The 14,867-nt window shown below is 39.3% G+C and carries 10 protein-coding genes; 5 read left to right on the top strand and 5 right to left on the bottom strand.

The genetic code is table 11. The annotated features are described in order from the left end of the window. Positions 1-17 precede the first annotated feature (17 nt). The 5 genes from ACESTD_RS02185 to ACESTD_RS02165 all read right to left on the bottom strand — a co-directional run bounded on the left by ACESTD_RS02185 (position 18) and on the right by ACESTD_RS02165 (position 8,175). Positions 18-1,592, bottom strand: a complete 1,575-nt coding sequence (locus ACESTD_RS02185; protein ID WP_373158609.1) for a RagB/SusD family nutrient uptake outer membrane protein — start codon at positions 1,590-1,592, stop codon at positions 18-20. Positions 1,593-1,610: 18 nt separating this feature from the next. Continuing rightward, positions 1,611-4,535, bottom strand: a complete 2,925-nt coding sequence (locus ACESTD_RS02180; protein WP_373158610.1) for a SusC/RagA family TonB-linked outer membrane protein — start codon at positions 4,533-4,535, stop codon at positions 1,611-1,613. Positions 4,536-4,637: 102 nt separating this feature from the next. Then, complete coding sequence (locus tag ACESTD_RS02175) at positions 4,638-5,813, bottom strand: glycoside hydrolase family 172 protein (protein WP_005824687.1); 1,176 nt, start codon at positions 5,811-5,813, stop codon at positions 4,638-4,640. Positions 5,814-5,842: 29 nt separating this feature from the next. Then, positions 5,843-6,781 carry an FGGY-family carbohydrate kinase gene (locus ACESTD_RS02170; protein WP_373158611.1) on the bottom strand — a complete coding sequence of 313 codons (939 nt, stop codon included), beginning with the start codon at positions 6,779-6,781 and terminating at the stop codon, positions 5,843-5,845. 329 nt (positions 6,782-7,110) lie between these two features. Continuing rightward, positions 7,111-8,175, bottom strand: coding sequence for a hypothetical protein (locus ACESTD_RS02165; RefSeq protein WP_055288463.1), 1,065 nt, complete (start codon positions 8,173-8,175; stop codon positions 7,111-7,113). 230 nt (positions 8,176-8,405) lie between these two features. Here ACESTD_RS02165 and ACESTD_RS02160 point away from each other — a divergent pair, with 230 nt between their 5' ends. The 5 genes from ACESTD_RS02160 to ACESTD_RS02140 all read left to right on the top strand — a co-directional run bounded on the left by ACESTD_RS02160 (position 8,406) and on the right by ACESTD_RS02140 (position 14,427). After that, positions 8,406-9,410, top strand: a complete 1,005-nt coding sequence (locus tag ACESTD_RS02160; RefSeq protein ID WP_005824684.1) for a LacI family DNA-binding transcriptional regulator — start codon at positions 8,406-8,408, stop codon at positions 9,408-9,410. 77 nt (positions 9,411-9,487) lie between these two features. Beyond that, positions 9,488-11,275: an L-fucose isomerase gene (locus ACESTD_RS02155; protein ID WP_005824683.1), complete on the top strand. Its 1,788-nt coding sequence runs from the start codon at positions 9,488-9,490 to the stop codon at positions 11,273-11,275. Between the two features lie 14 nt (positions 11,276-11,289). Continuing rightward, the gene (locus ACESTD_RS02150) at positions 11,290-12,513 is read left to right on the top strand and encodes a DUF6786 family protein (protein WP_005824682.1); all 1,224 of its coding nucleotides are present in this window, start codon (positions 11,290-11,292) and stop codon (positions 12,511-12,513) included. Positions 12,514-12,538: 25 nt separating this feature from the next. After that, entirely contained in the window at positions 12,539-13,969 is a 1,431-nt protein-coding gene (fucP, locus tag ACESTD_RS02145) for an L-fucose:H+ symporter permease (protein ID WP_005824680.1), read from the top strand. An 11-nt stretch (positions 13,970-13,980) separates the two neighbouring features. Next, positions 13,981-14,427, top strand: a complete 447-nt coding sequence (locus tag ACESTD_RS02140) for a hypothetical protein (RefSeq protein WP_373158612.1) — start codon at positions 13,981-13,983, stop codon at positions 14,425-14,427. The last annotated feature ends 440 nt before the right edge of the window (positions 14,428-14,867 follow it).

Here is a 14,867-nt window from a genome sequence, read left to right as displayed (position 1 = left end):
CTTGAAATATGATAGTATTATTTAGGGTTTTGTACTAAATTAGAATTACGTTGTAGCTGATCAAATGGTATTAGCATGAGATTACGTTTTGTATCATTAGTAGGCTGGTGTTCCCACCAAGTACCTTTTGTGAAATTATTATCAAAACGAATAAGTTGACTTCGACGTAAGCCTTCTAATGCAAATTCTACACCAAGTTCTTGAAGAAAACGACCATATTTTACTGGAACTCCATTATAAATTGTGGTAGCTTCTAATTCTGAACCGGTTAATTCATTGGTTGTATCGAAGTTTCTTCTACGTACTTCATTTACTAATTCGGCAGCTTCTTGTGAGCTACCTCCTGTACGGAGTATACATTCAGCTTTCATCATTAATACTTCGGCATATCTCATAATGACATAATCATTATCAGGAGTACCTGTTGCACCTATTTTGATTTCATATTTGCCAAAACGATACCCTTGATACATGGTAGCATCTCCACTAATATTAGTAACATCTTTGGTATAACTGAGCAGCATTTGTGGGTCTCCGCACCAACCATTTGTCCATAATGGAGTACCATCAAGTGCATATTGTTGTCCCATGCGCCATGTTTTTTCTAAACGCTTATCACCTTCTATATAGTTATCAAAGAAAGTAGGAACTCCGACGCACCCACCATCAAGCCAAGTGGCTTGGAGGTTGAAAGTTTGCATTTGAGAATAGTGTAAAGTTTTGCGTGCCCACATATAAATTTGACCACCTGATTTGGTTTCATCGAATGGAATTACAAACATTGTTTCATTACTCAATTCGTTATTTGTAGAAAATGGGAGTGAATAATCTCCGTCTAGTCTATATTTATTAGTAGCAATAATTTCATTGCATAAATTTTCACATTCATTATACATGGGAGTTCCTATCCATGCTTCAGCATTCAAATATAGACGTGCCAAAAGCATTTTTGCGTTCCATTTATTAAAACGTCCATAGGTGTTTAAGACATCTTCACTTAAGTTATTGATATTATTTTTTAATTCCGACTCAACGAATTCAAAAACTTTAGACCGTGGCTCTGTTGCTGGTAAATAACCATCAGGAACATCAAATCGATCAATAATGGGAACATTACCAAAAGCTTCTAGTAGTAAGTAATAATAAAATGCGCGAGCTACTTTTAATTCTGCAATATAATTTTCTTTACCATTCATTTCTATTGTTGAATTTTCAAATTGGTAAAGAACTCTATTAGCACTTGAGACACCTGAATATAATGCATTCCATATATTGTTTAGATGTGCATCTTCTTCCATCCAAGAATGTTGGTGTAAGCGAATATAAATACTTCCATCATACCATAAGCCATGATTTTTAACTGGAGTAACACAAACATCGGTAGTTTCTTCTAAATCCCACCAGTTTGAATGTTCTGTTAAGGTACGCATACTGGAATATATGGGAACCATGGCTGCCAAGAATTCAGATTCAGTTTTATAAAAGTCTTTTTCAGGGATGCTACTAAAAATTTCTTCATCCAAATTGGTACAAGAACTGAATAAAGAGATAACAGCTAAAAATGCACCAGTAATATATTGTTTTTTGAACATTGCTGTAATTTTTTAAGGTTAAAATAAAAGATTTAAGCCAACAGTGAACTGACGTGTAGTAGGATATAATTCGCCTGCACCAGATCCTTCAACACCAGGAGCAAGTCCTTTAATACTAACTTCTGGATCTAGTCCTTTATAACCAGTCATTGTGAGTAAATTATTGCCTGCTACATATAGACGAAGACGTTGAATGACTTTTTGTTTTTTAAGATTAAATGTATAGCCAACATTTATATTATCCAATTTTACATAATCACCATCTTCTACATAATAACTTTGCATAGCAGGAGCACCTTTTACATATGAATTACTACCAAATGGTTTTTCCAATACTGAGCGAGGTAGATTGCCTTCTCCAATACGTGAGGTTGTTTCCCAATGCATACGTTGGCGGTTCAAGACTTGAAAATTGAATGCACCGCGGAACATAACAGATACGTCGAAACCTTTATAGCTTAATGCTAAATTTAGACTTCCATAAGTTGTTGGAATACCATTACCAATAACTTTTTTGTCGCCATCATCAGCATCAGTCAATAATTTGGGTTGACCATCAGTACCATATACCATCCATAAACCATCAGATGTAAGACTATGAGTCTGGAAACCATGGAAATTACCAACGGGATCACCTTCTCTTACTATGTGAGTATGGGTTTGAATTGGTGAACCGGTAGCTCCTTCATACCAATAATCTTTTTGATAAAGTCCATTTGATAAAGAAATGATTTTATTTTTGTTATAGGAAAATGTTCCTGTAATGTCAAAACGTAAATCGCGTGTTTTAATAGGAGTACCACTTAATAACAATTCGATGCCTTGATTTCTAATTTTTCCAACATTTGCCATCATACTTGATACAATGTAAGGTGGAGTTGGTACTTCATAGGTAGAAAGTAGATCTGAAGTTTCACGGTGATAAATATCAATAGAACCAGAAAGTCTATTTTTTAGGAATGAAAAATCAAGTCCCAAATTTAACTCACTCTTCGTTTCCCATTTTAAATCGGGATTAGGATTTTGGTATGGACCTGCACCTTGTGTCCATTTTCCATTAATATATGCATATCCACCATAATTTAACAAATACATGGATAGTAAATTAGATGTGACTTCATTACCTGTAACGCCATAACCTATGCGAACTTTTAAGTCATCTAACCATTGGATATCTTGCATAAAATTCTCTTTGCTAATGCGCCATCCTGCTGATATAGCAGGAAACCAACCCCATTTATGGTTATCTCCAAAGCGTGATGAACCTTCACAGCGTAAACTGGCCATAAACATATACTTTTCATTGTAATTATAAGTCAATCGACCAAAAAATGAAATTAGTTTATGAGTATTTCTATAACTGGTCATAGCTGCCTTATTATCCTTCATATCATTCATAGAACCAATATTCCAAGGTCCAAACATATCTGTTGGAAAATCTTTTGCCCATTGATATATACCTTTAGCATCATCATCTTGGTAACTATAACCTATCATGGCACCTAGATTGTGTAAACCTAATGATTTGGTATAATCACCTACCAATTCTAAATTCTTTTGCATTGTATTATCAGCCCAATTCCAAACATTACCATAATCTCCGTTTACCACAGTAGTCATATGTTTAAATGTATTGCTTTTATTCTCCATGCGATCAAAACGTTGCATAGCTCCCATCACACTTAGATTAAGACCTTCAATTGGTGATAAAGTTATTTTCCCGCTCATCATTAATTGATTGTATCCTTCTACATCATATTCTTCATTAATCATGGCAACCGGATTATAAGGTTTAAGATTTACTTTATATTCCGTATAATTTCCATTTTCATCATAGATAGGGCGGGTAGGATTTTCTAATAAAGCATTTAAATAGGCTGCATACCATGCACGTTGTTGGGTGACATAACTATCATTGATATTGAATTGAAAGCGTAATTTATTATTGAACATATTATGATTTAGACCTATTTTAGCTGTAATAGATTCACGATCTGTATGACGAATGACACCTTCACGTTTGCGATAATCTATGGAAGCTACGTAATTGGATTCAGCGCTACCACCTTTCAAAGAAAGAAAATGATTGTGGCTGATAGCTGTACGACTAATAGCGTCCACCCAATCAGTGGTAGTTCCCTCATCTTGAATACCTGGAAAATCAGGATCATCTGTTAATCTACGATAATCATTGGCTGTTAACATATCAGCATGTTTTGCAAATGTTTCAAATGAGATAGATCCATTATACTCCATGGAAAGTTTAGTCGCTTTAGCACGATTGGTAGTAATTACAATGACACCATTTGTACCACGAGTACCATAAATAGCAGCTGCAGAACCATCTTTTAGCACATCTATAGATTCTATGTCTTCACTTGAAATAGCTGTTAAACTACCACCTGGAATTCCGTCAATAACGATCAATGGACTAGTATTACCAGATAATGAATTAACACCTCGAATAGTCATTTCGAGTCCTAATACAGGATCACCAGTATAATTTGAAAGTTGAAGACCTGCTACTTTTCCTTGAAGGAGTTGTTCGGGACTTTTTACCATCCCGGCAAGAAAATCGTCTTTTTTTACTGATGTAATAGCACTGGTTACTTCACCTTTTTTCATGGAACCATAACCTACCACTACCACATCATCAAGCTGAAATACATCTTCTTCAAGAATGATGTTTAAAAAAGTAGTTTTATCGTTAGTTGGAATGGTGCGAGTAATGTATCCAATATAACTTACTGTTAATGTACTGCCAGGTCTTAATTTTATCTCAAATATTCCGTCAATATTTGTTGAAACTCCATTACTGGTGCCAGTTTCCAATATTGTAACTCCTGGTAATGTGTTGCCTTTTGCATCTTTTACGACACCTTGGAAGTTTTTGGTTTGTGCAATAGCTAATTGACATATGCATAACATATATAATATTGTCATTAGTCGAATTGTATTGGACAAAGTCCTTTTTTGATAAAAATTTAGCATAGATTCAAAGTGATAAAATGTTTAGATAAATAATTATATATTTCTCAGAGTATTTTAAAAAGGTCGTACAATTTCTAGATCGTCTACTGAAGGTAATGTTGGAAATTTAGCATGTGGTTCAGTTTGATACCAAAATACAACAGAAGAAATGTCTGATTTCTGATCGAGATATCGGCCGTCGTTACGCCATCCAAGATCTTGAATTGTAACTTTTAAATCCTTTTCAAAACGGATTGGATCAAGTATGTGCCAACGATACATGCCAAAACGTTGTTGTGAACGATAAACTCCATCTGGGCGAATAATCTGATGTAATCCTGCATAAGGAGTAGTGAATTCTTCATATTGATGCGTCGTTTTATTTTCAAAGTTGTAAGATCCGCAAAAGTAATCTTCTGTACCAGTACCGCAGATTGTCGGAAATTTCTTATCACCATCCATGAAGAATTTAATTTCACCTTCACCCCACCAACCGTTATTATTCACTTGCCAAGCAATATATGTACCAACGTATTGTCCTTTACCTTTAATACCATCAACCAATACATGGTCAGAATTTATATTAGGATTTGAGCGACGGAATTGTGCATGAAAATAAGCTGCATCCTCAGGAACTTCTGTTAAAGTGTAGTTTATTTGGTAATAAACTCTCATTTCATTATTGGGGTCAATGTTTTCCATTGTAATTTTACATTTTTTGCGGAAAGGCATTTGCCAATAACAATTGAACGCACTACCAGGGTTTACACAAACTGCTAATGAACTTAATGGAGAATATAGTCCCCAACCACTGCAGAAAAAATCACCTATAGGGCACTCTACAGAAGGTTCTTTTTCATCATCCCAATAAAAGCGAATAATTGTTTTTCTCCATTCACCTGTTGGTGTCATCCAAATTTGTTGTATAGAACCAGGGCCTTCGATTTCTGCTAAAGTAAAAGTTTCGTTAGGGCCAATGTTTACATAAGGATTGACTTTCCAGCCTTGCCCTAAAGTTTTAGCTGCATGATGTGCATTAGCTTGATTTATTTTTTCTTTATCTGTAATTGGATCAGCCATACCACCTTTACCTTTCTCACCTGTAAAGTTTTCAGGGCTGATGGAACGTGTCTTGGCATTGGATAAGCGATATAAATTACCCATATTCATGTCAAGTCCATTAAAATTTTGAGCGTAAATGCTTATAGTTGCCATACATAAGGCTGCTAAGATAAAAAATTTGATTTTCATGGTTTAAATAAATTAATTGGTTTATATACTTAGTTAATGGTTTCAGCAAGTTTTGCCAGTTCAAGATATTTCTTGTATAGTTTTTCGTAGATGAGGGCTCTTTTCTCATCCGGCCGGTATTCAGCCTCGATGTCCGACTCCATGTGCCTTGTCGCCTCGTTGATATCCTTGTACACCCCTGCGGCAACTGCCGCGAACATTGCCGCTCCCAAGGCACAGGTCTGTTCCGAGCGGACCACACGGATAGGCATGTCCAGCACGTCTGCCAGCGTCTGCATCACGAAGGGCGCCTTCTTGCTGATACCTCCGATGGCATTGACCGAATCAATGCGCAGCCCCTGGCCCTTCATATGCTCCACAATACGGCGGGAACCGAAGGCGGTGGCTTCCACCAGCGCACGGAATATTTCCGGGGCGCTGGTACCCAGCGTGAGTCCCGCAACGGCACCCTTCACGTTCTGGTCCGCATCGGGGGTACGGCGGCCGTTCATCCAGTCCAGGGCAACAACACCATCCTCGGAGGGTTCCATGTCCTGGGCCTCACGGGTGAGTTCCACCAGCATGCCGTCCAGAACTTTCTGCCTGGCCTCCCCTCCGGGGATATCTTTCAGTGTCCATGCCAGCATCTTCCTGAACCAGGCGTAGATGTCTCCGAAAGCCGACTGTCCGGCTTCGAAACCGATGAATCCCGGAAGCACCGAACCGTCCACCTGGCCGCAGATTCCCTTGATACAGCGTCCGCCTACCTCGTCTTTGCCGGCAACCATGATGTCGCAGGTGGATGTTCCCATGATACGTGTCAGTATCCCCGGGACGACGGATGCGCCTACGGCTCCCATATGGGCGTCCAACGCCCCCACGGCCACGGCGATTCCTTGGGGAAGTCCAAGCCTGTCTGCCCACTCGGGTGTCAGTTCCCCTGCCTTGGTGTCGCTGGTGTGGGTTTCTGTGAACAGATGGGGGAGCATTTCCTTCAAGGCCGGATTAAGTTCTTCGAGAACTTCGCCGGAAGGAAGACCCCAACAATAGTTAAGAAGTATCTCTTAAGTTGACTTTAAAAGATTGTTTTGAGATTTTATACTATGAAAAGTTGTATATATATAAAAAATGAGAACAGTAGAAATAGAGTATCTATTTTCTGCTGTTCTCATTAGAGTAATAAGCTATTTAGTAAGTTTTGTAATTTATCCTTTTCTTATTTTTATCCACCTTTTATCCTTTTCTGTTCTATAAATTAAGAACAAAAGAGGGGATAAATAAGGAGGAAAAGAAGTTCTACCCAAAAAGTAGTCCGTTCTTATTTCATAATGTGGTTTATTAATTCTTCCGATGAAAGAGGTGTGATACCAAAAATATAGCTTTGACCAGACTGAAATGGTTCAGTCAGTTCAAAGTTCTCATAAGCGATACCACCAGGTATCGGAGATTTACTTGCCCAATAAGTATAACGACCATTCACAACTCCTTCTAACTCATTACTTGGATTGGAACAATACCAATATTGCGTTGCTTTTTTACCAGTATATTTCCAATGTGTATGTGTATCTTCAGCATATACAGCTTTTGTAGGGTCTTTCTCATCAGGTGACGCTATAAACCATACACCTCCATTTTTATCTTTTATCATTTCTGCCACTGGAGTATGGTTATGTTCTGTGAAATTAGAATCTTTATAGCTCGGCCATAATTGGCCGGCTTCTTTCGTTTTACCATCTGCGAGATGTAATGTCCTAAGTCTTGCTTTGTTTCCCATAGTAGCTGTGAGTATAAAACGATTTAGCTCATCTGACTCTTCCGTGGTATACGTAGTTAATTCAAACTCATAAGGCTTTCCTTCTGTGAATTTAGTCCGGACATAGATATCCGCACCATTATCAAAAGTTTCACAAAAGAAATACACAGTAAGTGTTTCAACTCCATTTTCCTTTGCTATTACTCCGTGAGCTGGATAATATTGATTTGGGAATGAGGGAGCTTCAGGAGTATTCCCACTCCAAAAACGTTTTCCACGAACATTATCAAGTTGACTCCATTCCAATTCTGAGAGCCCCCTATTATTTTTTGCTTTATCAATTGGTTCAAAAGCAATGAAATTGGTAACAACAAATTCATCATGTTCTAAATAAGGTGTATAGATACGAATTAGCCCACGTGGACCTCCTAATGGAGCAATTCCTATTCGGATACCATTTGCAAATCCCCAAATGGGTTGTGCTTTTGTATTTTGAGCAGGTTGTAACCATATTCCATTTTTTTCCGGAGTTGCTAAAGTTTCCGGAGCTATTTGTAGGTTAGTCTGTCCATAAAGGTAGTGTATTCTGCATGCAAAGAATAAAAGTGTAAATAGAATCTTGGTTTTCATGATTTTAAAAGTTTAAAATTAATTTTTATGTGTCGTTTATGGTAGTTCATATCGTTTTTAGCATGATTTGGTACTGCAAATATAAAAATGTTATAACGAATTAGCAAAATAATTTGCAGATTTAATTTTTATGTTTATATTTGCATCGTGAGAATACGATAAGTGCTACTGATTCAAGAGGTAACCTAAAAGTATAATACTATTATATAGCAAAAACGTTACACAAATATATGTCGTCACTAAAAAAAATATCGCTGAAGGATATTGCTGAAGCTGCAGGCGTTTCAACAGCATTGGTTTCGTTCGTTTTGAATGGGAAAAAGAAAGAGTATCGCGTGGGAGAAGAAACTGCCCAACGCATATTGAAAATTGCCAATGAAATGAACTACCAGCCTAATCTTGCGGCCAAAAGTCTTCGTAGTGGCAAAACAAAAACAATAGGATTAGTGGTTTCTGATATTTCCAACCCATTTTTTTCTCAATTAGCGCGTGTATTGGAAGATGAGGCAACCAAACGGGGATATACCGTACTTTTTGGAAGTTCAGATGAGGATAAGGATAAGATGACCCGTGTTGTTAGTAACCTTATTAATAAAGGGGTAGATGGACTCATCATTGTTCCTTGTGACAATTCTGAGAAATCCATCGCTTCACTTGTGAACAATAATATCCCTATTGTTTTGTTCGACCGCTATTTTCCGGAAATCAATGTCAGCTATGTGGCGTTGAATAACTTCAATGCTTCCTATATATCAACCAAACATCTTTTGAATGCAGGCTATAACGCTCCTTGTATGGTGGCTTATGATGTCAACCTTATCCATATGAAAGAGCGTATCCGTGGTTATAAAAAGGCTATGGATGAAGCCGGTAAGAGAAACTTGGCTAACGTGGTCTTTTTGAGGCAGGATGCTCCCAGAAAGTCCGCAGACCGTTTGTTGCCTAAAATGATTGATGGCGGTGTAGACGCTTTTCTTTTTGCCACCAACATGATTTCATTGGCTTGTTTATATACAATAAAGGACATGGGAGAGGGAATTATTGGTAAAATAGGTTTAGTGGGTTTTGACGGTAATCCGGTATTTGACTTTTTTGATGCCCCTATATCCTATATTCAGCAGCCTATAGATGTTTTAGTACAGAAAGCACTTGAAATACTGATAGATATCATTATTAACGGTAATACAGTGCAGTCTGTGCTTGCCGAGGGAGAATTTATTGAAATGGCTCCTTAGGAGAGCTGTTTTTTTTATATGATAGCTTAATCGATTTAGTTAATTTTTATATTAATCTCAATAAAATCAGTTGAACCATGAGAAATTCAAGATTAATCGGTGGAAAGCCGAAAATTGGTATTAGACCTATTATTGACGGTCGTCGTGGAGGTATCCGTGAGTCATTGGAGGATATGACTATGGCCATGGCCCATAAAGTGGCCGAGCTTTATTCTTCTGTCTTACGTCATAGTGACGGTACTTCCGTAGAGTGCGTCATTGCAGATACAACTATTGGTGGAGTGGCTGAAGCTGCCATGGCGGCTGAAAAATTCCGTAATAGTGGAGTCGGTGTTGTACTTTCTGTAACTCCTTGCTGGTGTTATGGATTCGAAACTATTGATATGGACGGAGAAATGCCAAAAGCCATCTGGGGCTTTAATGGTACAGAACGTCCGGGTGCGGTTTACCTGGCTTCAGCATTGGCAAGCCATACACAGAAGGGATTGCCTACTTTTGGCATTTACGGACGTGATGTACAGGAGGTGACCAATATGGAGATACCGGAAGATGTACAGGAAAAATTGTTGCGCTTTGCCCGTGCAGGTATAGCTGTGGCTACAATGAAGGGGAAATCCTATCTTTCAATCGGCAGTGTATCCATGGGCATTGCAGGCTCTATTCCCAATCCTGATTTCTTCCAAGAGTATTTGGGCATGCGTAATGAGTATGTGGATGCCAGTGAGATAGAACGTCGTGTCCAGTTGGGCATTTATGACCATGAAGAGTTCGCACGTGCCATGGCATGGACAGAAAAGTATTGCAAGAGTAATGAAGGGACAGACTTTAATCCGGAACATCTGGTATATTCCCGTGAAGAGAAAGATGCCCGTTGGGAATACGTGGTAAAAATGACTCTTATTTTCCGTGATATGATGATTGGCAATCCCAAATTGGCTGAAATGGGGTTCAAGGAAGAGTCAATGGGACACAATGCGATTGCTGCGGGTTTCCAGGGACAGCGCCAGTGGACGGATTATAAGCCTGACGGTGATTTTTCAGAAGCTATACTGAATACTTCTTTCGATTGGAACGGTATCCGTGAAGCATTTACTTTCGCTACGGAAAATGATACGTTGAATTGTACTTCAATGCTCTTCAATCATCTATTGACCAATACTGCACAGATATTTGCGGATGTGCGTACTTATTGGAGTCCGAATGCCATAGAACGGGTAACGGGTAAGAAATTGGAAGGTAAGGCGGCAAACGGTTTCATTCACCTGATCAACTCCGGCTCTTGTACGCTTGATGGAACAGGCTGTCAGACACGTGACAATAAACCGGTAATGAAGCCTTTCTGGGAAATTACGGAAGAGGAAGTAGAAGCTTGTCTTTCTGTAACCAAGTGGCATCCGGCCAGTCGCGAATATATGCGTGGCGGTGGTTATTCTTCCCAGTTCCTGACTCGTGGTGAAATGCCGGTAACAATGTGCCGTTTGAATCTCGTAAAAGGTCAAGGTCCGGTATTGCAGATTGCCGAAGGCTGGACAGTAAATTTGGATAAGGATGTTTTCAAGGCTATCAATGAACGTACTGACCGTACATGGCCTTCCACTTTCTTCGCTCCACGTCTGACAGGTAAGGGGTATTTCCGTGATGTATATACTGTTATGAATAACTGGGGGGCTAATCATGGCGCTATCAGTTATGGTCATATCGGTGCTGACTTGATTACTCTGGCTTCCATGCTTCGTATCCCGGTATGCATGCACAATGTTTCTGAGGAAAATATTTTCCGTCCCAGTGCATGGACCGCTTTTGGCGAGGATATGGAAGGCAGTGACTATAGAGCTTGCAAGAATTATGGACCTCTCTATAAATAAAGGAAACAGGCGTTATGTTGAAATCAACCAAACTGAAAAACACTCTGCTGGTAGGTGCAACTGCAATACTTGTATCATGCGGCGGACAAAAAGAAATCAAGATGGGAAGTTATGCTTATGATGCCCAGTTCTTAAAGGACCACGGCATTGAATATACTGAATTGGTATCTGCTGATGGGAATTCTAAAGTGATGGTTATTCCTGCATGGCAAGGCCGTGTAATGACTACTTCTGCTTCCGGCGATGAAGGTGATAGTTACGGCTGGATTAATTATCGTTTCATAAATGAAGGCAAAGTCAGTTCTCAATTTAATCCGGTAGGAGGTGAGGAACGCTTCTGGCTTGGTCCGGAAGGTGGTCCGTTCTCACTTTATTTTAAGGAAGGACAAGAGCAGGTTTATGATAATTGGATAGTTCCTCCGGTACTTGATACTGAAGCTTTTGACATAAAGTCGCAAGACAACAGTAGTATCCGTTTTGTGAAAGATACTCGTTTGACAAATGCTTCCGGTACTACTTTTGATATGAATATTGACCGTACTGTATCGTTGATGGATGCTGGTGAAGTGGCTGCCGATTTTAATATCCAGCTTACAAATGATATGAAAATTGTAGCTTACAAGAGTGAGAATAAGATTACCAATACAGGTGACAAGGCATGGACAAAAGAGGGTGGTCTTGTATCTGTGTGGATGCTCGGCTGTTTTAATCCTACACCGACCACTACTGTATTCATTCCTTATAAGCAAGATGCGGAAGGAACAATTGTGAATGATGAATATTTCGGTAAGATACCGGCGGATAGGCTGATAAAGGAAAATGGTATTATCTATTTCAAGATTGACGGGCTCTATCGTTCCAAGCTGGGATTGCCGGCTTCACGGGCAACGGATATTTGCGGAAGTTATGATTCATCGAAAGGCGTACTCACAATCCTGTGGTGTAGTCTTCCCGAAACTCCTTCAGTCTACGTAAATGGCCAATGGGGACCTCAGGAAGATCCGTTTGCCGGCGATGTAATCAACTCTTATAATGACGGTCCGGTAGAAGACGGTTCTATAATGGGACCTTTCTATGAAATTGAAACGTCTTCTCCTGGTGCGGAGCTGGCTCCCGGTGCCTCATTGGTCCATACGCAAAAGGTGATTCATGTACAAGGTAAGGATGAACAATTGGTTCCTATCGTGCAAGATTTATTTGGAGCAGATTTGAATGTAATAAAAACAAAGTTTCAATAGGGTAACTATATAATGGAGAATTCGTATGGAATCAAATAAAATAATACCGAAAGGAATCCTCTTCCCATTCATTCTGCTCACTACTCTTTTCTTTGCCTGGGCTGTGCCGAATAATCTGACAGATACTATGCTTGCAGCTTTCAAGCGCATCATGAGTATGAGTGATTCAAAAACAGCTTGGATACAGGTAGTGTGCTATTTGTTGGGATATGGATGTTGTGCTGTTCCCGGTGCCTTGTTTATCAAGAAATACACTTATAAATCAGGCGTGATGCTGGGGCTTGGTCTATATGCATTTGGGGCTTTACTGTTCTATCCTGCCATGCTTAGCTCGGGAGTGAATGTTGATTTCAGCTTCTTTATGTATCTGCTGGCAATCTTTGTTCTCTTTGCCGGACTTTCAGTTCTGGAGACGTCTACTAATTCTTATGTATTGGCAATCGGTCCTGAAAGTACCGCGACACGCCGTTTGAATCTGTCTCAGGCCTTCAATCCGTTCGGAGCGATTACGGGAGTGGTGATCAGTCAGATTTTCATCCTCTCACAACTGAATGGAATGACAGCGACAGAGCGTGCCCAACTTCCGGCTGAGGAGCTGGCCGCCATCCAGGGGCAGGAATTGAATGCTGTTACTACTGCTTATGTGGTACTTGGTCTGGTGATGTTGGTGCTCTTACTTGCTATTCGGCTTACCAAAATGCCTAATCTTAGTGAAAAAGGTGAAAAAATAGAGTTTGGTGCCACTCTTCGTCGTCTTATAAAGAATAAGAATTATGTATGGGGTGTAATAGCACAATTTTTCAATATTGGTGCACAGATAGCCGTATGGTCATTCGTGATCCGTTATGCTATGGTACAGCTGAATTTTGACGGTGTATTGGCTTCTTTAGGAGATTCTGCTTCTGCAGATGCTGTTGTAAATGCATTACGGGGAGTGGAACCGGTAGCTGCCGCATTCTATAATTGTTGTGAATGGCTTGGATTGAATGATTTGCTGCCACGTACAGCAGAACAGGCTGCAGCTACTTACTATATCATGTCACTTATTCTCTTTGTAGTAATGAGATTCGTATGTACTGCCATGATGAAATATGTGAAAGCTTATAAACTCTTGATAGGACTTGCGCTTCTTGCTGTAATGTGTTGTTTGGGTGCTATGTTCGGCAAGGGCAGTTTCGGCGTTTATTGCCTGATGGGCATTTCTGGTTGTATGTCATTGATGTTCCCGACCATTTATGGTTTTGGTCTTACGGGTTTGGGGGATGACACTAAGATTGGAGGTTCATTCATGGTAATGGCTATTGCCGGTGCTGCCGTTCTGACCCAAATTCAGGGTATTGTCTCCGACCAGACGGGTAGTATTATGGCTGCATATGTTGTACCGGCCGTTGCTTTTGCAGTGATTGCCTATTATGGGCTTTTCATTGCAAGAAAACAAGAGTTAACAACCAAATAATGCTTTAGAGTATGGAATCAAACAAGAAATACGTTATTGGTCTTGATTTTGGTACGGATTCTTGTCGTGCACTGGTAGTGGATACATATACTGGCCGTGAAATGGCTACGGGGGTAAGTTTTTACCCCCGTTGGAAAGCGGGGCTTTACTGCGATGCACACAACAATCGTTATCGCCAACATCCATTGGATTATATTGAATCCATGATAGAGGCTGTACATATAGCCTTATCAGATTTGAAGGAAGAAGAGATTGCTTCTATTTGTGGATTATGTTTTGACACAACTGGTAGTACTCCTGCTTTAACCGATAAGGCAGGAATGCCATTAGCTTTATGTCCCGAGTTTGCAGAAGAACCGGATGCTATGTTTATTCTTTGGAAAGATCATACAGCTGTTCGAGAAGCTGAGCAAATCAATGCACTGATCAATAAACGTAACCTTGATTATTTACTTTAAATTCTTATCTAATTGATGTCTTGATTTGAAAGACAAACGCTTATGAAAGTTTTGAAAAGTCTAAGGTAACGATTTGGAGATTGTGCTAATTTCAGTATTTTACAACCTCATACTTATAAGGAACTCTTCTATGGACAAAGATACACATTTTTTAGATTAGGGAAAAAATTTGAAGGAAAAAATAAAAAAAAGTTTGGGAAAGGATTGGAAAAATTCAAGAGAGAGGTTGAGGAATTAAGTGTATGTGTATGGGGGGGAATTGTATAATCAATTTGCAGTTACCGAAAAAGGCATATTCAGAATTCCTGTATATTGCTTCTACTAGTGATTGCAGAACCGACAATTATATTTAAAATTACCCAAATCAAGTATTCCGAGTGGGGCATAAAGATTATTTAAATTGTAACCATACCCCTATATATTCAAACTGGTTTCATTCA

It is taken from the genome of Bacteroides sp. AR20, from assembly GCF_964250605.1.
Lineage (GTDB): Bacteria > Bacteroidota > Bacteroidia > Bacteroidales > Bacteroidaceae > Bacteroides > Bacteroides uniformis.
Note: the sequence above shows the minus strand (reverse complement) of the source record. Positions and strands in the feature narration are given on the sequence as shown.

What these genes read in the sequence shown, in the direction of transcription:
- ACESTD_RS02140 (WP_373158612.1), top strand. Translation starts at nt 13,981, where the DNA reads ATGGAATCAAACAAGAAATACGTTATTGGTCTTGATTTTGGTACGGAT.
- ACESTD_RS02170 (WP_373158611.1), bottom strand. Translation starts at nt 6,781, where the DNA reads ATGCTCCCCCATCTGTTCACAGAAACCCACACCAGCGACACCAAGGCA.
- ACESTD_RS02155 (WP_005824683.1), top strand. Translation starts at nt 9,488, where the DNA reads ATGAGAAATTCAAGATTAATCGGTGGAAAGCCGAAAATTGGTATTAGA.
- ACESTD_RS02175 (WP_005824687.1), bottom strand. Translation starts at nt 5,813, where the DNA reads ATGAAAATCAAATTTTTTATCTTAGCAGCCTTATGTATGGCAACTATA.
- ACESTD_RS02150 (WP_005824682.1), top strand. Translation starts at nt 11,290, where the DNA reads ATGTTGAAATCAACCAAACTGAAAAACACTCTGCTGGTAGGTGCAACT.
- ACESTD_RS02180 (WP_373158610.1), bottom strand. Translation starts at nt 4,535, where the DNA reads ATGACAATATTATATATGTTATGCATATGTCAATTAGCTATTGCACAA.
- ACESTD_RS02185 (WP_373158609.1), bottom strand. Translation starts at nt 1,592, where the DNA reads ATGTTCAAAAAACAATATATTACTGGTGCATTTTTAGCTGTTATCTCT.
- ACESTD_RS02165 (WP_055288463.1), bottom strand. Translation starts at nt 8,175, where the DNA reads ATGAAAACCAAGATTCTATTTACACTTTTATTCTTTGCATGCAGAATA.
- ACESTD_RS02160 (WP_005824684.1), top strand. Translation starts at nt 8,406, where the DNA reads ATGTCGTCACTAAAAAAAATATCGCTGAAGGATATTGCTGAAGCTGCA.
- fucP (WP_005824680.1), top strand. Translation starts at nt 12,539, where the DNA reads ATGGAATCAAATAAAATAATACCGAAAGGAATCCTCTTCCCATTCATT.